The sequence below is a fragment of the uncultured Cardiobacterium sp. genome (assembly GCF_938028825.1).
GTDB lineage: Bacteria > Pseudomonadota > Gammaproteobacteria > Cardiobacteriales > Cardiobacteriaceae > Cardiobacterium.
Map to the genome: position 1 here is coordinate 1 of NZ_CALIZP010000088.1, position 18,230 is coordinate 18,230.

The 18,230-nt window shown below is 59.3% G+C and carries 11 protein-coding genes and 2 pseudogenes; 9 read left to right on the top strand and 4 right to left on the bottom strand.

What is annotated here, in order from left to right; genetic code table 11:
• Window positions 1–116: 116 nt before the first annotated feature.
• The 3 genes and pseudogenes from Q0562_RS12530 to Q0562_RS12540 all read right to left on the bottom strand — a co-directional run.
• Window positions 117–1,700: pseudogene (locus tag Q0562_RS12530) on the bottom strand (site-specific DNA-methyltransferase); the annotation flags it as partial.
• Between the two features lie 10 nt (window positions 1,701–1,710).
• Window positions 1,711–3,429, bottom strand: a complete 1,719-nt coding sequence (locus Q0562_RS12535) for a DUF262 domain-containing HNH endonuclease family protein (RefSeq protein WP_298644866.1) — start codon at window positions 3,427–3,429, stop codon at window positions 1,711–1,713.
• 9 nt (window positions 3,430–3,438) lie between these two features.
• Window positions 3,439–6,321 carry an SNF2-related protein gene (locus tag Q0562_RS12540; RefSeq protein ID WP_298644869.1) on the bottom strand — a complete coding sequence of 961 codons (2,883 nt, stop codon included), beginning with the start codon at window positions 6,319–6,321 and terminating at the stop codon, window positions 3,439–3,441.
• Window positions 6,322–6,653: 332 nt separating this feature from the next.
• Between Q0562_RS12540 and Q0562_RS12545 the strand changes: the two genes are divergently transcribed.
• The 6 genes from Q0562_RS12545 to Q0562_RS12570 all read left to right on the top strand — a co-directional run bounded on the left by Q0562_RS12545 (window position 6,654) and on the right by Q0562_RS12570 (window position 15,463).
• Entirely contained in the window at window positions 6,654–8,543 is a 1,890-nt protein-coding gene (locus Q0562_RS12545; protein WP_298644871.1) for a PTS mannitol transporter subunit IICBA, read from the top strand.
• A 9-nt stretch (window positions 8,544–8,552) separates the two neighbouring features.
• Window positions 8,553–9,701 carry a mannitol-1-phosphate 5-dehydrogenase gene (locus Q0562_RS12550; protein ID WP_298644873.1) on the top strand — a complete coding sequence of 383 codons (1,149 nt, stop codon included), beginning with the start codon at window positions 8,553–8,555 and terminating at the stop codon, window positions 9,699–9,701.
• A 172-nt stretch (window positions 9,702–9,873) separates the two neighbouring features.
• On the top strand, window positions 9,874–11,271 hold the full coding sequence (locus Q0562_RS12555; protein ID WP_298644875.1) for a DHA2 family efflux MFS transporter permease subunit: 1,398 nt from the start codon (window positions 9,874–9,876) through the stop codon (window positions 11,269–11,271).
• Window positions 11,272–11,379: 108 nt separating this feature from the next.
• A complete protein-coding gene (locus Q0562_RS12560; RefSeq protein ID WP_298644878.1) occupies window positions 11,380–12,315 on the top strand; it encodes a hypothetical protein in 936 nt (311 codons plus the stop codon).
• Window positions 12,316–12,388: 73 nt separating this feature from the next.
• Entirely contained in the window at window positions 12,389–13,309 is a 921-nt protein-coding gene (locus Q0562_RS12565) for a hypothetical protein (RefSeq protein WP_298644880.1), read from the top strand.
• A 45-nt stretch (window positions 13,310–13,354) separates the two neighbouring features.
• On the top strand, window positions 13,355–15,463 hold the full coding sequence (locus Q0562_RS12570) for a S9 family peptidase (RefSeq protein WP_298644882.1): 2,109 nt from the start codon (window positions 13,355–13,357) through the stop codon (window positions 15,461–15,463).
• Between the two features lie 70 nt (window positions 15,464–15,533).
• Here Q0562_RS12570 and Q0562_RS12575 read toward each other — a convergent pair whose 3' ends face one another.
• Window positions 15,534–16,157 (bottom strand): GDSL-type esterase/lipase family protein, encoded by a 624-nt coding sequence (locus tag Q0562_RS12575; protein ID WP_298644885.1) that lies wholly within the window; start codon window positions 16,155–16,157, stop codon window positions 15,534–15,536.
• A 705-nt stretch (window positions 16,158–16,862) separates the two neighbouring features.
• Here Q0562_RS12575 and Q0562_RS12580 point away from each other — a divergent pair.
• From Q0562_RS12580 to Q0562_RS12590, 3 genes and pseudogenes are all read left to right on the top strand, one after another.
• Window positions 16,863–17,012, top strand: a complete 150-nt coding sequence (locus tag Q0562_RS12580) for a hypothetical protein (RefSeq protein ID WP_298644886.1) — start codon at window positions 16,863–16,865, stop codon at window positions 17,010–17,012.
• Window positions 17,009–17,929 carry an RnfABCDGE type electron transport complex subunit D gene (locus Q0562_RS12585; protein ID WP_298644887.1) on the top strand — a complete coding sequence of 307 codons (921 nt, stop codon included), beginning with the start codon at window positions 17,009–17,011 and terminating at the stop codon, window positions 17,927–17,929. Before Q0562_RS12580 ends, Q0562_RS12585 begins: the two co-directional genes overlap by 4 nt.
• A pseudogene (locus Q0562_RS12590) lies at window positions 17,926–18,230 on the top strand (electron transporter); the annotation flags it as partial. The gene Q0562_RS12585 and the pseudogene Q0562_RS12590, both read left to right, overlap by 4 nt.

Consider the following 18,230-nt stretch of genomic DNA (forward strand, 5'->3'; position numbering starts at 1 on the left):
CCAGCCATTGCCCATAGTCGGCGGGCATCATCAGGGTTTCCTCACGCATCGCCATCCCCACCGTCATCAAACAATCCGCCCTGTTTGCTGCCCGGTTCTTCCGGCGGTTGGTCGGCCTCGGCCAGCGGCAGGTTGGCGACGTTCAGGCTGTAATCGTCATGTCCCCATTCGCAGCGCTCGCGCACCATTTTCGGGATTTTTTTCAGGGTCAGGTTGGGGAAGCGCTCCGCCGCTTCTTGCAGCGTGATACCGCGCCAGGCCGAGCAGCAAATCAGCAGACTGCGCCCCGGCCCCACTTCCTCTGCCAGCGCCTGCAACTGCGCGGTAGAGAGGGTTTGCGTCGTTACATAGAGGTAGTCGTTTTCGCTGGAATGGCCGTGCTGCCACCACAGGGTCGGCGAGGGCTGGTAGGTGAAGCCTTCCAGTTTCGCCATCGCTTCGGCCAGCATTTCCGGGTTGTAGTCGGGGTTGATGATGTCGTTACCCCAGCGGTCATGCACAATCAGGGTCGGTGCGAGGCGGTAATAGCGGAAACCACCACCGCCCTGCCAGTTCACCGCTTTACTGATGCCGCCCTGATCCGTGCCGTCAATGACCTTGCGCAGGCGGGGGATGATGTGGGTGTGGCAGTGCTCGCCCAGTTCGACCATGATCCAGCGCCGCCCCATCTTGTGGGCAACCGCGCCGGTGGTGCCGCTGCCGGCGAAGGAATCGAGGACAAGGTCGCCGGGGTTGGTGGCGAGGTGGATAATGCGTTGCAACAGGCGTTCGGGTTTGGGAGTTGAAAATAAATCTGTGTCAAAAAAAGCCCGCATTTCCTTTTTTGCTTCATCGTTATGACCAACTTCATCATGTGTCCAAATAGTCGTGCTCGGAATTGTATCCGTTACTTCTGAAAGAAATCGTTTATAAGCAGGTCTAGCGTTCCCATCAATACCAAACCAGATCCGATTATCGGCAATTAAGGCATCAAATTTTTCTTTGGTATATCGCCAGCTTGTCCCTGATGGCGGCAACACGGTTCTTCCTGATGGCAATATAATAGGAAATATTGCATAGTCACGCTCTTCATTGCGCAGCACATTATCCGCTTTCCACGCGCCTCTTGGATCGTTATCCCTATTGGTATATCGGCTATTCTGCTTTTCTGTTTTTGGTAACCTTCCTAATTTAAATAGTTCAAGTTGCTTAGCAAAGACTAATATAAAGTCGTGGGATTCAGAGAAATATTTTGAATCCGATTTTGGTGCATATTTCCTTTGCCAGATAACGGTTGAAACAAAATTTCCCCGCCCGAAGATTTCATCACACAACACTTTCAAATAATGCGCTTCGTTATCGTCGATGGTAATCCACAGCGAACCGTCGTCTGCCAGCAGACGTTTGATGATTTCCAGACGGTCACGCATCAGTCCCAACCAGATGGAATGCTCCAATCCGTCGTCGTAATGGGCAAAAGCGCTGCCCGTGTTGTAGGGCGGGTCAATGAACACGCATTTCACCTTGCCGCTAAATTCCTGTTCGAGGGCTTTCAGGGCAAGCAGGTTGTCGCCGTAGATGAGGCGGTTATCAAATTCAGTATTCTCGCGGCGGGTAGCGGCGTGGTAGCTTTTTTCGGCGTCTTCCAGAAGGATGCGCGCTTCCAGCTTGGGGCGTTTGTGCTTGCCTATCCAGGTGAGTTCGAGTTTTTGGTTTTTCATGCGTTTGCCGTTAGTTGAGTTGGTCAATGCGCCAGATGGCGCTTGCCTGTTTTGCCATCCATTGTTGCCATCTGGCGATGTGTGCCGGACTCCATTCGTCGTTGTCTTCCGCCAGTTTGCGGGTCAGGGCAAAGTTGCTGCGGGCGTAAATGGCGCGCTTTTGGACGTAGGGCGCGGTGCCCATTTCGCGGTTTTCGCCGCTTGACAGCAGGGTCATGTTGCCCAGGCGGTACAGCAGGGCGTTGCTTTCGTCGTAGCGGAAGCCGCCCCAGTCGTCCGGTGCATTCTGCGGCAGGATGTGTTCGATGTTGTAGGAGTCGGCGAGGAAGTCGTATTCGTTGCCGGAGAGGTATTTTTCCAGCGCGCAGAGGATGTAACGCACGATGCGTTTGCTGCGGGTATCCGTGGTGCGGATGGTTTTTTCGGCAAAGTCGGCCTTGAAGCGCTGGTCGTCAATGTAGATGTGTTTCAGTGTGTCCCAGAGTTGCGGCAGTTGGTTGATGCTGTCGTTATGGATTTTTTCGGCGGCTTCGTTGTAGACGCGTTCTTGTTCGTTCGGGCTGTAAGCGCCTATGGTGTTGTAGCGGAAGGAGCTGATGGTAACGGTGTGCAGCAGGGTGGTGAAGTCGGCGGGGCTGAATTTGCGGGCAGCGGCGAGCAGCAGCGGGTAAGGCTGGCGGACGCGGAACAGTTTCAGGAGGCGCGCCGCTTCCTGGTCTTTGGGCGTCCATGCCGAGATTTCCGGCGAGGTGAGCGACAGGTAGTTATCCAGGTCTTCTTCCATGCCGCGTATGAGGGCAAAGGCATTTTCCCGCGTTTTGATGTTGCTGCGTATGGCTTTGAACAGTTCGGACTGGCGGGTGAATTTGTAGCGGCTGTTCCAGTGGGCGCGCAGGTATTCCGGGAATTTTTCACCTTGCAGTCGGGTTGTGATGTTTTCCCAGCGCTCTTCGAGGTTGTGCAGTTCGTGTTCGTTTTCGCTGTGTCCGCGATCCAGGATAGAAAAGAGGTAGTTTTTCAGCAGGTCGGTAGAGGAGAGGCGGACGCCGCGCGCGTTCAGGGTTTCGAATACGGTGTAGGCGTTGAGTTCGTCACTGACAGTGATAATGGTGAAGAAGAGGCTGTCGCTGATGCGTTCCATCAGTTGTGCCAGCCGTTTGCCTTCGTCGCCGCTGGCACTTTTCAGATGGTTGGCGATTTGTTTGTCGAACCATGCAAAGGCTTTACGCAAGAGGTGTTCCGAGGCGCGCAGGCCACGCTGCGGCAGGTGGGCAAGCGGGATAAGGTGGTTTTGGTAGTAGCTGTTGTTGTTGCGGTTCAGGGTGAGTTTGGGGCGGGCTATCAGGGTGACGGGATCAAGGTAGCCAATGTAGGTCTGGCGGATTTGTTCCAGGCGGCGGGTGTTATCGGCAGCATCGTTACCCGCTTCTATCTGGCGCTGGATGTTTTTCAGGATAGCCAGCACGATGAGGCTGAGGGTGGTCAGGCGCTGCTGGCCGTCGATGACGTCAAATTGTTTGTCGTCTTCACTTTGCAGGACGAGGTAACCCATGTAATGCGCGCTTTCTCCTTCGTCGCCCAAGACGGCCTGTATGTCTGCCCACAGGTCTTCCCATTGTTCGACATCCCAGCTGTAATCGCGCTGGAAGCGGGGGATGCGGTAGGTCAGGCCATTGCCGATCAGTTTGCGGAAGGTGTTGTTTTCGGTTTTGAAGTTGGTCGCTGCCATGTGTCCTCCTCAGTTGAGTTCCCAGACGATGGTAAAGAGTTCTTCTTCGGTCATTTGTTGTGCCAGTTGTGCTTGTAGTTGTGCAATTTGCCGGTCGCGTTCGGCGTCGATTTCATCTTGTCTGTCAAACAGTTCGCGGCGCTGACGGCGGCGTTTGTTTTCCAGTTCTTGTTTTTTCTTTTGCCAGTGCAGTTTTTCGTCGAGTGTTACAGCACTGGCGGCGGTACGGCGGACTTCTTTGATTTCGCGGTCAGTGTCTTTGATGGCTTGTTCGAGGTTTTGTTTGAGGTCGTCCGCCCAGTCGTCCAGTTTTTGTGCTTCCTGGTCGATGTGCGCGAGGTCTTGTTGTTTGAGGGCAGCGAGTAGTGCCGCGCGGCGGCGGTCAAGGTCGTCGTGCAGGGCGGCGTTCTGCCGGGCGGTGGGCGCAGTGTAGTCGTCGCTGCTGCGGGCGGGGATTTTCAGCAGTTTTTCGGGGTCGTCTTCGATGAGCGGGGTGCCGTCCGTGGTGCAGGCGGCGATGAGCAGGTGTTGTTCGCGCTTGCCGAGGGTGGTGATGTCGAGCAGGCGGGCGATGAGGTAGCCGTTTTGTCCGCGCCAGGGCTCAAGGCTGCTGATTTTGTTGCCGTAGGCGGCGTAGTCGAAGGTAAGGCGCGCGGGTGGGCAGGCGCGCTGTTTGGCCTGTTTGAGTACCCATTGGGCGAGCGGGTGCGTGAGGCGGTAGGTGCGGCTGTTTTTGTCGCCCGCGCTGTATTGCGGCAGGGCGTAGCGGCCAAGCGGGATGCCGCTGTATTCGAGGTCGGCGGGCAGGTGGTGCAGGGTGAAGCCGTGCGCGTGGTATGCGGCATAGGCGCCGAGTTCGCTGGCGGTGAGTTGCATCAGGGTGCGTTCGCAGGTGCTGCGCGCGTCTTGTGCGGCAATGCCGAGTTTTTTCTGTACGCTTTCGTCGAAGTTTTCCAGCACGGCGCGGCGGGTGTTGAGCATGGCCTGGTTGATTTCATCCGCCAGTTCTTGTTGCAGGGCGGCGAAGGCGGCTTTGATGTCGGCAGGCAGGCGGCAGTGGCGGTAGATATCAGCAATGCGGCGTTCGATGTCCACGCCGCTGCCAATGGCGCCCAGGACTTCGTCGCTGGCGCCGAAGACGCCGCTGAAGAGCTGGAATTTCTGGTCGAGCAGTTCGTAAACGCGGGCGTCGGCTTCGTTGCTGCGGTCAACGAAGTTGACGACGACGACATCGTGTTTTTGTCCGTAGCGGTGGCAGCGGCCTATGCGCTGCTCAATGCGCTGCGGATTCCACGGCAGGTCGTAGTTGATGACGAGCGGACAGAATTGCAGGTTGATGCCTTCTGCGCCCGCTTCGGTGGCAATCATGATGGTGCCGTTCTCTTTGAAGTGTTCGACGAGGGCGGCACGGATGTCGGCAGTTTTGGAACCGGTGATTTTGTCGCTGCCTTCGTGGCGTTTGAGCCAGTTTTTGTAGATTTTTTGTGCCTGGGCGTCGCTGTTGCTGCCATTGAAGAGGATGATGCCGTCGCCGTTTTCGCCTGCGTAGGCGGTGTTCGCCAGGGTTTCTTGCAAGTAGTCCTGGGTGCGGCGGGATTCGGTGAAGATGATGGCTTTGCGCGGCGCGCCCAGTTCGTTGAGTTCTTTGAAGGCTTGTTCCAGCGCTTTCAGCAGGGCGCGGCTTTTTTCGTCTTCGCGGATGTTTTCGGCGAGTTCGCAGTAGCGCCTGAGTTCGTCGGCTTCGCTGGAGATGGCCTGGTATTCGGCAGGGGTGAGGCTGATGCTGTCGTCATCGGCGTCTCCCCATTCTTCGGCGGTTTCATCGAGGTTTTCGTAGTCTTCGTTCAATGCAGCAGCAAGGTCGGGTTTGGCAGCTTTGGCAAGTTCGCCTTGCAGGCGCGCCTGCATGGTGCGCAGTGCCCCGGCGATGGCGCGGCTGCTGGATGCCAGCAGTTTCCACAGGACCAGCGAGATGAGTTGCCGCTGTCCGGCAGGCAGTGCCTGGGTGCCGGGGCGGCGCAGGTAATCGGCGACCAGCGCGGCGAGCTCTTTTTCCTGGGCGGACGGGGTGAATTCTTGCACGATGGGGCGGCGCGCGGTGTAGGAGACGTACGGCTGCACCTGGCTGCGCAGGGTGCGTTTGCACAGCGGCAGCAGCCGGCGGCGCAGGTGTGCCAGCGCGGTTTTTTCTGCTTTGCCGCCGTACTGGATGCGGAAGCTGTCGAGGCTGCCAAAGACGCGGTCGTCAATGATGCTGACGAGGCCGTAGAGTTCGAGCAGGCTGTTTTGCAGCGGGGTGGCGGTGAGCAGGATTTTCGCGCCGACGTGTGTCAGCGCATCTTGCAGGGTTTTGGCGATGATGTTGCCTTTTTTATAGACGTTGCGCAGGCGGTGCGCTTCGTCGAATACGACGAGGTCCCAGGGGATACGCTTGATGTCTGCCGCTTCGTTTTTCGCGAACTGGTAGGAACAGATGATGGGGCATTCTTGATCCCACGGGTCTCTGCCGGCTTTGCGCTGGGCGGTGTGGTTTTTGTTTTCGAGGATGATGGCGTCCAGGCCGAATTTTTCTTGTATTTCCTGATGCCACTGTTTGCGCAGGTTGGCAGGGGTGATGATAAGAATGCGGCGTTTGCGCTCCGCCCAGTGTTGCAGGATGACCAGCCCGGCTTCGATGGTTTTGCCCAGCCCTACTTCGTCAGCAAGGATGACGCCGCGCTCAAGCGGGTTTTTGCAGGCAAAGAGGGCGGCTTCGACTTGATGCGGGTTGAGGTCAACTTGCGCGTCCAGCAAGGGTCCTGCCAGGGATTCGATGCTGCCGCGCCGCGCCTGGCGGGTGAGTTGCCAAGCGTGGTAACGCGCCTGCTGCGGGGTTAGCGGGTGTTGGGGCATGGGGCTTCCTGGTTTCGGGTGGTGTGATGCGTTATAGCACTGATTGCGTTGCCGGGGGAAATGCTTGCTTGGGAGTCCTGCTGCGAAGACATGAACATGTTCAAATGGTATCTACGCGGAAACCCGGTACACGCCGCCCGGCGGCATTTTTCTGCCAAGAACGCCAAAAGCAGGCCCGCGTCTGCCCGGCACCTGCGCGCCCCGGCATTTCCGCCGCTTGCCGGTGCTCCCTCCGCCCTGCCGTATGGCTTTCACCGCCCCCCCGCTATATGATGCGCGGCGGTAGGACGTAACGTTCTGTTCATTTGAGTAAAATAACCTGCGGAGGCTTGATGTTTTCTGAGACCACGAAATTAAAGGTGCAGCAGTTTGGCCGCTTCCTTTCCAATATGGTGATGCCGAATATCGGTGCATTTATCGCCTGGGGCTTTATCACCGCCCTGTTTATCGAGTCCGGCTGGTTTCCGGTTGCCGTCCTCGGCGGCTTCGGCGAATACGCAGGCAAGGGCATCGTCGGCCCGATGGTCACTTATCTGCTGCCGCTCTTAATCGGCTACACCGGCGGCAGGCTTGCCGGCGGTGATCGCGGTGCGGTGGTCGGCGCGATCACGACGATGGGCGTCATCGTCGGTTCGGACATCCCGATGTTCCTCGGTGCGATGATCGTCGGCCCGCTCGGCGGCTGGGCGATCAAAACCTTCGACCGCGCTGTGGACGGCAAAATCAAGAGCGGCTTCGAGATGCTGGTCAACAATTTCTCGGCCGGCATCATCGGCATGATTCTCGCCCTGCTCGCCTTCTTCGCCATTGGCCCGGCGGTGAAGGGGCTGTCCGATGCGCTCGCCGTCGGGGTGGACGTGCTTATCAAGCACGGCCTGCTGCCGCTGACTTCGGTTTTTGTCGAACCCGCCAAGGTGCTGTTCCTCAACAACGCCATCAACCACGGCATCTTCTCGCCGCTCGGCGTGCAGCAGGTCGAGCAGTACGGCAAATCCCTCTTCTTCCTGATTGAAGCCAACCCCGGTCCCGGCCTCGGCGTGCTGCTCGCCTACATGCTGTTCGGCAAAGGCTCGGCCCGGCAGACCGCAGGCGGTGCCGCCATCATCCACTTCTTCGGCGGCATCCATGAAATCTACTTCCCCTATGTGCTGATGAACCCGCGCCTGCTGCTGGCGGTGATTGCGGGCGGCATGACCGGCGTCTTCACCCTCACCATCATGCACGCCGGGCTCGTTTCGCCCGCCTCGCCCGGCTCCATCATCGCGGTGCTGGCGATGACACCGAAAGAATCCTACCTCGGCGTCTTGTGTGCCGTCGCCGCCGCCTGTGCCGTGTCCTTCCTCATCGCCGCCTTCTTTGTGCGCCGCATGCCGGCGAGCGGCGACGAAGAACTCTCCGCCGCGCGCGACAAGATGCAGACCCTGAAACTCGGCGCGGGCACCGACGCACACCAGTACGACGACCTGAAAACCGTGTACGTCGCCTGCGACGCCGGCATGGGATCCAGCGCGACCGGCGCCAGCATGTTGCGCAAAAAAGTACAGGACGCGGGGCTTGCCATTGATGTGAAAAACTGCGCCATCAACGACCTGCCCGCCGACGCCCGCCTCGTCATCACCCACCAGGATCTCACCCCGCGCGCCAAAGCCCTGCGCCCCGAGGCCGAGCACCTCTCGCTCACCAACTTCCTCGACCGCGCTTTCTACGACCAGGTCGTCGCCAAACTGAAAGTCGGCCACCACCCGCCCGCCGCCGCCGAAACGCGCGCGAACAAAGGCGGCGCGCCGCGTTACGCCTTCGGCGCCGAACAAATCTTCCTCGGCCGCCGCGCCCTCAGCAAAGAAGAAGCCATCCGCTTCGCCGGGCGCAAACTCGTCGAAGGCGGCTTCGTCACCCCCGACTATGTCGAGGCGATGATTACCCGCGAAAACGACAGCTCGACCTACCTCGGCGAAGGCATCGCCATTCCGCACGGCACCCTCGTCGCCAAAGACGCCGTGCTGAAAACCGGCATCGTCTTCTGCCAATACCCGGAAGGCGTCAGCTTCGGCACGAACGACAGCGACAAAGCCTACCTCGTCATCGGTATCGCCGCGCAGAACAACGAGCACATCGGCGTCATCGCCGCGCTCACCAACGCGCTCGACAGCGAAGACGACATCGAAATGCTCAAAACCACCAGTGACCCGCAAGCGGTGCTGGACATCCTCAGCCGCAACTAGGGAGGCTACATGAAAAAAGCCCTGCACTTCGGCGGCGGCAACATCGGGCGCGGCTTCATCGGCAAAATCCTCGCCGATGCGGGCTATGAAGTCATCTTTGCCGACATCAACACCGCCGTCATCGACCGCCTGAACCGCGACCACACCTACCGCGTCCACGTCGTCGGCGACGGCGTCGACGAATACCAGACGGTCAACCACGTGCGCGGCGTCAACTCCGGCGACGCTGCCGTGATGACCGCCGAAATCGCGGCAGCCGACCTCGTGACCACCGCCGTCGGCCCGACCGTGCTGGAAATCATCGCGCCACAACTCGCGCAAACCCTCGCCGCCCGCTACCGTGCAGGCGGCGCACCGCTCAACATCATCGCCTGCGAAAACATGGTGCGCGGCAGCAGCTACCTCAAAGAAAAAGTCCTCGCCGCCGCAGGTGAGGACGCCGCCCTCATCGACGCCAACACCGGCTTCGTTGATTGCGCCGTGGATCGCATCGTCCCGCCCGTTACTGGCGGCAACGACGACCCGCTTGCCGTCACTGTCGAAGTCTTCAGCGAATGGATCGTGGACAGCACCCAATTCAAAGGCGCGCTGCCCGCCATCACCGGCATGCTGCCGACCGACAAACTCATGGCCTTCATCGAGCGTAAACTCTTCACCCTCAACACCGGCCACGCCGCGCTCGCCTACCTCGGCAAACTGGCGGGCAAACACACCGTCGGCGCAGCCATGCAGGACGAAGCCGTGCGCCGCGCCGCCGAAGGCGTGATGAAAGAAAGCGGCGCCGTGCTCATCCGCCGCTACAACTTCGACCCGGCGACCCACCGCGCCTACATCGAAAAAATCCTCAAACGCTTCGCCAACCCCTACCTGCACGACGACGTGGACCGCGTTGGCCGCCAGCCGCTGCGCAAACTCGGCGCGCAAGAACGCTTCATCAAGCCGCTTAACGGCATGCGCGAATACAGCCTGCCGCATGATGCTACCGTGCGCGCCATCGCTGCCGCCCTGCATTACCACAACCCGGACGACCCGCAGGCGGTGGAAATGCAGTACTACCGCCACGCGCACGGCATCGCCGCAACGCTCGCCAAATACAGCGACTTCACCGATGCCGCCGTGGTGGCAGAAATCGAAGCGGCCTACCAAGCGCTGGCCTGACCGCCTTCCGCTATTAAAAATCCCGCCATCCGGCGGGATTTTTATTGGCAGCTCCCTATCATGCACGACAAAAAACGATGCCCCGGCATGAAGCCGGAAAGATGGCGCGGCTTGCGGGTGGCTGCAGTATCATGCGCGCCTCCCCAGCAACAGCGGATTGCCGCTCAAACCCATGACCAACAAAGAAACCATCTCTCCCGCCCTGCTCGCCGCCATTCTTGCCACCGGCCTGATGACCTTCGCCGGTGTGGTCAGCGAAACCGCCATGAACGTTACCTTCCCCACCTTGATGCGCGAATTTGCCATCAACACCTCGACCGTGCAGTGGCTGACCACCGCCTACCTGCTGGTGCTGGCGCTCATCATCCCGCTCTCGACCTGGCTCAACAAAAACTTCGCCACCAAAGCCCTCTTCACCACCGCCAGCCTCATCTTCATCACCGGCACCCTGCTCGGCGCCTTTGCCCCCAACTTCGCCCTGCTCCTGAGCGGCCGCATCCTGCAAGGCGCGGGCACCGGCATCGCCCTGCCGCTGATGTTCAACATCATCCTGACCCAGGCACCGAAAACCCGCATCGGCCTCATCATGGGCATCGCCTCGCTGATCGTGGCGATGGCGCCGGCGGTCGGGCCGGTACTGGCCGGGGTGGTTATCGACCGCTACGGCTGGCGCACCATCTTCCTCATCCTGCTGCCGGTATTGCTCGTCTCGCTCGCGCTCGGTGTTACCGGCATCAAGCCCATCCGCCCGCTGGCACCGGAAAAAATCAACCTGCCCGACTACCTCCTGCTGGTCATCGCTTTCAGCAGCTTCATCTTCGCCACCGAAAAAGCCGCCGCGCATGGCTGGCTCAGCGGGACAGTCGGCGGATTGCTGGCGCTCGCCGCTATCGCCCTGACCCTCTTCGTCATCCGCTCGCTGCGCGGCAGCGCACCGCTCGTCAACCTGCGCGTCTTCGCCAATCCGGTCTTTGTGCAGGGCATGCTGTTTGTCCTGCTCATCCAGTTCTGCGTGCTGGCGCTGGGCTACCTCATCCCCAATTACGCCCAGCTTGCCAACGGCACCAGCGCCACCCTGTCTGGCCTGCTGCTCCTGCCCGGCTGCCTGCTCGGCGCCTGCATCGCCCCCATCAGCGGCACCGTGTACGACCGCCTCGGCGCGCGTAAACCCATCCTGAGCGGCGCACTCCTCCTGCTCGCCACCCTGATTGCCTTCGCCGTCCTCGGACAAATACTGACCACCGCCCTCTTCATGAGCATCTACACCGCTTACTGCCTCGGCCAGGGTTTCGCCGTCGGCAACACCACCACCCGCAGCCTCGCCGCCCTGCCGCGCGACCGATCGGCCGATGGCAACGCCGTACTCAACACCCTGCAACAACTGGCCGGCGCCGTCGGTACCTCCGTCGCCGCCAGCCTCGTTGCCGCCGCCCAGCGGGCCAACCCGGAACAACTCGCCGCCGCCACCCGCGACGGCAGCCGGCACGCCTTCATCCTGCTGGCTGTGCTGGCGCTGATGGCGCTCATCAGCGTCAGCTTGGCACTTTGCCGACACCGGGAAGCGCCGTAACACGGCGGCGATTTCTTTTCCCCGCTGCCTGATTGACCACTATCCGGCGGCAAACGTAAAATTTTTCCGCGCAAATCGCGTATTCAGGCAGCCCATCAAGGACTTTTTATGAAATTCACCCGAACACTTTTAGCAATATCCATTCTTTCTGCCGCACAATTGACAACTGCGCAGGCAAAAAAACCGGACGCCTTTGTACAGCAGTTATTGGAAAAACAATATCCCCATAATGAAAAAGCGCTGAAGGTTTTTAATGAAACTACAGAAGGTGAAAAGGCCAAGCGATGCTATTTTAAGGAAGATAAGGAGTTATCCAATGAAGGTGATGGAATGTACGGTTATTGCATGGATTTTATTGGGGAGAAGATTGTTGATACGACGCAAGATAAACGACGCTATGTCTTTTTTTCTGGCGATAGCTTGATGACTTGTCGCGGTTGTTCCGGCTTGGATAGTTTATTCATCTTTACTTCCACTGATGGCAAGGACTGGTCTTTGCTCTCCCATAAAGAAACCGATGGCGGCGGTTCTTGGGGTAAAGGCAGTGGTGCGGTTAAGTGGCAGGAAACCGGACCTGGTGTATGGGGCGTAATCACGGAAGGCAGCTTTTCCCAAGGCGGCGCAACGCAAGGCATCACGCAAATATTGCATGATGATGGCAAGGAAATTCGCGAAACCGTAATTCCAACGCTTGCTGAAACTACGGGTATGGCGGATTGTGATGATAAAGAGTATTTGAAAATAGCGGAAAAAAGTCAGGCAGAATGCTATGCAAATGAAACAGCATTAGAAGCTACCGTTAAAGTGCGCAAAGATTTGCCTGCAGTGGGCAATACCTATCCTTTGCAGGTAACGATTGATGGTTATGACGGACTAAAATCAGTAGGCAAAGGGAAAAAAGCCAAGACGCAACCCATCAAGGCATATAAAAATCAAAAATTCCTTTTCCCCTATAATCCGGACAAACATGAATACATGATGCCTGCCGATTATCCCAAATCACTCAGATTCTTGGATGATATGGAAAATACCGGTAATCAGTAAGAAGTCGTAATCTTTACACCCTGTACAGGCGGGATGTTTTCCCGCCTGTTGCGTTATGATGTTTTTGCGGCAGATGTTTGCCGCCTTTGTTTTTTTCATCCGAGAGGTTTCTATGTATTTCCCCCGCCCTTTGCTGGCTTTTTCTGCTTTTGCCGCCACGCAGGCGCTCGCCGCCGATATTGACGCGCTCGCGCAGGAGACGCTGGACAAGCATTTTCCGGAGAATGCCGAGGCATTAAAGGTCTTCAATGATGACGCTAATCACCTTGCTGCCGAGGATAAGCTCAAGGGTTGCCATTTTGCGCCGATGAAGGAAGTTGAGAATGCCGACAGCGATGGCGGGTTGGAAGGCTACTGTCTGCGCCTTGTCAGCGAGAAGGTGGTGGATGTTGCCGCTGGCAAACGTCGCTATCTGCTGTTTGCCGGCGATAATCTGCACACGCCGCACAGCGCACCGGGCATGGTCGCGCTGTTTGCGTTTTCGTCTGCGGACGGCAAGGACTGGCAGCCTGCGGTGCAGTATCAGGGAGAGGGTTTTGGCAAGTACGGCATTGCCCCAACTGATTGGCAATGGCAACTTTTCGGCAAGGATGTGTGGGGCGCGACGACGTTTATCGGTGATGCCGCTTGGGGCGGTTCATGGTCGTCGCAGGTGATTTTGCTGGATGATGGCAAGGCGATACATGACGCGTTCGTGCCATCCGGTTTTAGTAATTTCAGCGAGGAAGACGGCTGCGAGCCGGAAGATTTGTCACAGTGCGCGGATGTGCAGGTGAAATACGCGGTGCGCGAGGATTTGCCTGCGGTTGGCAATGTTTATCCGCTGGAATCATCGCTGGATGGTTTTATCGGCATGGCGAAAGCCAGCAAGGGCAAGAATGCCAAACCGAAACCGATAAAAACATTCAAAGGCGAGAAATTTATTTGGCAATTTGATGCCGATAAGCACACTTATGTCGAGCCGAAAGGTTTTCCCAAAATGTCCGAGGAATAATCTGGCATGAAAGGTTATTCTCTTTTGTTACCCTTGGTATTTGCGATGAATATGGTCCAAGCCCAAACCCCGCCCGATGTCGAAAAGCGTCCGTACACCGTGAAATCGCCGCATGGCGAGCGGCAGGACGAGTATTATTGGCTGCGCGATGATGCGCGCAAGGATGCCAAAATGCTCGCTTATTTGCAGGCGGAAAATGATTATGCCGATGCGGTATTGCAGCCGTTAAAGTCGTTTGAAGATAAATTGTTTGACGAGATTGTCAGCCGCATCAAGCAGGATGACAGTTCCGTGCCGTATCGCGAGCATGGTTTCTGGTATTACACGCGCTTTGAAAACGGCAAGGATTATCCGGTGTATGCGCGTCGCGCGGCAGGCGATGGCGTGGATGCCCTGTCTATCCGCAAGGCGAATGAGGCAGGCGACTTCGCTAACGAAGAAGTCCTGCTCGATGTAAACAAACTCGCCGAAGGGCATGATTATTTCAGCGCCGCACCGGTGGATATTACGCTCGATAACCAGAAGATGGTCTGGGCGGAAGACACGAATGGCCGCCGTCAGTACACGCTGCGCGTTACCGATTTGGCGGGCGGCAAGCTCTTGCCTGACACCATCAGCGGCACAAACGGCAGCGCGCTGTGGGCGGATGACGGCAAGACGCTGTTTTATATCGAGAATGACCCGGAAACGCTACTCAGCAAGCGGGTGAAGAAGCACGTTCTCGGCACGGACAGCAAGGATGATGTGGTGGTCTATGAGGAAGCGGACGACAGTTTCTATCTCAGCCTGGGCCGCACCCGCGACGAGGCCTACCTGCTGATTCAAGCCAGCAGCACCGTTTCCGATGAAATGCGCTATGCCGATGCGAAGAATCCCGGCGAATTTAAGGTATTCGCCCCACGCGAGCGCGACGTGGAATACGGCGCCGACCACTTCGGCGGACGCTGGGTCATCCGCACCAACGCCGACGGCGCGCGCAATTTCAAAGTGATGACCGCCGCCGATAATGCCACCGCGCGCAAGGACTGGCAGGAATGGATCGCACACGATCCCGCCATTTTGGTCGAAGATGTCGAACTTTTCGACGATTTCACCGTCATCGGCGAGCGTTCTGAAGGCTTGGAACGCATCCGCATCCTGAAAAAAGACGGCACGAGCGAGTATGTAAAGGCGGACGAACCCGCCTATTCAATGGGGCTTTCCGCCAATCCCGAAGCGGACACGTCCTGGCTGCGCTACAGCTACACGTCGATGACCACGCCCGCGATTGTCTATGAAATGAACATGGCGACGGGCGAGCGGCGCGAGCTGAAACAGCAGCCGGTGCCGGGTTACGACCGCCACCAGTACACCACCGAGCGGCTGTGGGTGCCGGTGCGCGATGGCACGAAAGTGCCGGTCACGCTGGTGTACCGCAAGGATTTCAAGCGCGACGGCACGGCGGCACTCCTGCAATACGGCTACGGCAGCTATGGCCTCTCGATGGATCCGGGCTTCAGCGCCAGCACCGTCAGCCTGCTTGACCGTGGCGTGGTCTATGCGCTGGCGCACATACGCGGCGGCCAGGAAATGGGGCGTGAATGGTATGAAAACGGCAAATTGCTGCACAAAAAGAACACCTTTACCGACTTCATCGACATCACGCGTTACCTCGTTGAGCACCAATACGCCGCGAAAGACCGCGTTGCGGCGTTGGGCGGCAGCGCTGGCGGCCTGCTGATGGGGGCCATCAGCAACATGGCGCCAGAAGACTACCGCGTCATCCTCTCGCAAGTGCCTTTCGTTGACGTGGTTACCACCATGCTCGACCCAAGCATCCCGCTCACCACCAATGAATACGATGAATGGGGCAACCCGGAAGCGAGCGCCGAAAGTTATGCCTACATGCTTTCGTACTCACCCTACGACAACCTGAAAGCGCAAGCCTATCCGGCGATGTTCGTCGGCACCGGCCTGTGGGACTCGCAGGTGCAATACTGGGAACCGGCGAAATATGTCGCGCGCCTGCGTGACGTGAACACCGGCAGCTACCCCATCCTCTTCCGCACCAATATGGAAGCGGGACACGGCGGTAAATCCGGCCGTTTCCGCCGCTATCGCGAAACGGCAGAAATGTACGCCTTCATGCTGGATCAGCTGGGGGTCACAAAATAAAGAAGCGGGGCAATGCCCCGCTTTTTGTCGTGCACACCGGCACCTCCCGTCGCCCATAGCGGGACGCCGTTCAGCGCAGCCGGCCTTCTTTTTTCAGCCAGGTGGCAAAATCCTGGGTGAAGGCGGCATAACCGGCGGCATTGGGGTGAATCTGGTCGGATTTGAGGGCGTCTTTGCCGAGCACGTTCGACCAGCCGTCCCGGTAATACGGCAGCCGCTCGGCTGCGGCGATGTCGGCATAAAGTGCGTGGTCGCCGGGATAGCCGAGAGCGGCGCCGAGGCTGACGCCGGGTTCGCCGACGAGGATAATGTCCGCGCCCGCCGCACGGCAAGCGGCGATGATGGCCGTGATGTTGGCGCGGGTTTCCTGTTCGGGCAGGCGTTGCAGGAAGTCGTTGCCGCCGATGCTGATGATGACGAGGCGCGGATTGTGTTCCTGCAACAGTTGCGGCAGGCGGGCCAGTGCGCCGCCGCTGGTGTCGCCGCTTTGTCCGGCGTTGATGATGCGCCAGCCGCTGAGTGCGGCGAGGCGGGATGGATAAGCCTCGTCGGGGTTCGCGCCAAAACCGTAGGTGAGTGAGTCGCCGAGGGCGAGCACGGTGCTGTCGCGCGGCAGTTCGGCGTGCTTGCGACGGCCGCAGGCGGCAAGGCTCAGGGCGAGGAAGGCGAGGAGGGTCTGGCGACGGGTGGGCATGGCGGTGTCTCGGTGGGTGATGATAAAGGTAACGATGGAGCGGGGCTGTCGCTGTCTTGAGCGGGGTTTGGGTACGGTCAAGAACCTGTACCACGCGGGGCTATTGGCATCACTGCAAGGCGATAATGGCAGCGGCCGGATAGATGTTAGCTTAGCGGAAAAGGGTGAATCCGTCTTCTCCACCCGCAGGGTAACGTTCCTGAACGCCTTCAATTTACAGAAAAATTTCTCAACCACATGCCGCCGTTTATAGCGCGGCACAATGACCACTTTGCTGCCGCGTTCTCTCAAATCCTCTCCGCCCCTGCATCAAACGTTGTCCGCCGGCAGTGCCCCAGATTCCCTGTCTTTAATCAAAGGCTCGATCCCGGCAAACGTCATGCAGATGCTTTGGGTAAATCCCGCCACGGGCGGGCTTCAGCCCGCTGCCGCCCAGGCAAGATCCACTACACGTAATCACAAAGCTCTCCCATTGGAGAAGGCGCTGGGGAGCGTTTATGCCAATCCCGGAAATCAAGGCGGGAAGGCGGTGCGCCGAAGGCAGTAAGATATACGGCGCGGGTTTCCCATAAAATTGCGTAGCGCTTTTATGCGTGCCCGGCCAGGCGAGCCAACACCTCATCGGTTCTATTGGGAACGACCATGACGCGGCGGGACCGCCGGGCGTAACAACCACACCCTTTATCCATCCACAACCCCATCATCATGACTGACAAACAAACCGACCCCCGCGCCGCGCGCCTTGCTGCCGCCCGCGCCAAAACCGAAGAACGCCGCATCGCCCATGCCAAACTCAAGCAGCACCTGCGCGACACCGCCGTGCCCATCCGCAAACCCGACAACAGCACCCCATGACCCCGTCCACCTCGCCCTACCTGCACACCGCGCCGCCGCTGCGCCGCGTCATGCTGCAAGTCGCCGCCGCGCTCATCCCCGGCATCCTCGTCCTTATCTGGTGGCAGGGCAGCCGCTGGCTGGGACAACTCGCCGTCGCCGTCATCACCGCCTACCTCTGCGAAACCGCCGTACTGCTTCTGCGGCAAAGACCGCTGGCGCCGCTGCGGGATGGCAGCGTCCTCATCACCGCCCTGCTGCTCGCCCTGTCCCTGCCCGTCCTCGCGCCGTGGTGGCTGGTGGCACTCGGCACCGCCTTCGCCGTCCTCCTCGGCAAACACCTCTACGGCGGCCTCGGCCAGAACCCCTTCAACCCCGCCATGGTCGGCTTCGCCATCCTCCTCGTCAGCTTCCCCGCGCTGATGAGCGGCGCGCCCGCCGCCCCCGTCGCCCTCGGCAGCGTGGACGCCACCAGTGCCGCCACCCTGCTTGACCACAGCCGCATGCTGCGTATCGGCGGTGCGCCGCTCAACGCCCTCTACCCGCCCTGGCAACAGCAACTCCTCACCGCCGCCTGGCTCGCGGGCGGCATCTGGCTCACCACCACCCGCGCCGCCGACTACCGCCTGCTCGCCTCCACCCTTATCGGCGCGACCCTCTGCGCCACCGCCTTCTGGCTGCAGGGTACGGACATGCTCAACCCCTACGCCCAGCTGACAAGCGGCGCCATTATCTTCGGCGCCTGCTTCATCGCCACCGACCCCGTCACCGCCGCCACCACCCCGCTGGGCCGCTGGATTTACGGTATTTACGTTGGTGCCGTCGCCATCGCCATCAGAAACCTCGGCAACTTCCCCGACGGCGTCGCCTTCGCCATCCTGCTGGGCAACGGCCTCGTCCCCCTCATTGACCCCCTCACCCAACCCCGCTACCGATGAACGCCCCCACCAACGCCGCCCTGCGCCTCCTCGCCTACGCCACCATCACCATCAGCGCCGTCAGCATCACCTGGCTCACCGCCAAAGAACGCATCGCCGCCCAAGAGACCACCGCCCTGCTCAGCCAGTTCCGCGACATCACACCCGGCCTTGACGCCGACGACAGCTTCCTCGCCAACCGCGAAACCGTCACCATCGCGGGCACGGCGGGCGAACGCTACAACGCAGGCGACGGCAGCACCTACTACCGCACCCACACCGACAAAGGCTACAACGGCAACATCACCCTGCTCATCGGCAT

Excerpts from the sequence above, each read along its gene's own strand:
- Q0562_RS12535 (WP_298644866.1), bottom strand. The coding sequence starts at position 3,429 with ATGGCAGCGACCAACTTCAAAACCGAAAACAACACCTTCCGCAAACTG.
- Q0562_RS12540 (WP_298644869.1), bottom strand. The coding sequence starts at position 6,321 with ATGCCCCAACACCCGCTAACCCCGCAGCAGGCGCGTTACCACGCTTGG.
- Q0562_RS12545 (WP_298644871.1), top strand. The coding sequence starts at position 6,654 with ATGTTTTCTGAGACCACGAAATTAAAGGTGCAGCAGTTTGGCCGCTTC.
- Q0562_RS12550 (WP_298644873.1), top strand. The coding sequence starts at position 8,553 with ATGAAAAAAGCCCTGCACTTCGGCGGCGGCAACATCGGGCGCGGCTTC.
- Q0562_RS12555 (WP_298644875.1), top strand. The coding sequence starts at position 9,874 with ATGACCAACAAAGAAACCATCTCTCCCGCCCTGCTCGCCGCCATTCTT.
- Q0562_RS12560 (WP_298644878.1), top strand. The coding sequence starts at position 11,380 with ATGAAATTCACCCGAACACTTTTAGCAATATCCATTCTTTCTGCCGCA.
- Q0562_RS12565 (WP_298644880.1), top strand. The coding sequence starts at position 12,389 with ATGTTTGCCGCCTTTGTTTTTTTCATCCGAGAGGTTTCTATGTATTTC.
- Q0562_RS12570 (WP_298644882.1), top strand. The coding sequence starts at position 13,355 with ATGAATATGGTCCAAGCCCAAACCCCGCCCGATGTCGAAAAGCGTCCG.
- Q0562_RS12575 (WP_298644885.1), bottom strand. The coding sequence starts at position 16,157 with ATGCCCACCCGTCGCCAGACCCTCCTCGCCTTCCTCGCCCTGAGCCTT.
- Q0562_RS12580 (WP_298644886.1), top strand. The coding sequence starts at position 16,863 with ATGACTGACAAACAAACCGACCCCCGCGCCGCGCGCCTTGCTGCCGCC.
- Q0562_RS12585 (WP_298644887.1), top strand. The coding sequence starts at position 17,009 with ATGACCCCGTCCACCTCGCCCTACCTGCACACCGCGCCGCCGCTGCGC.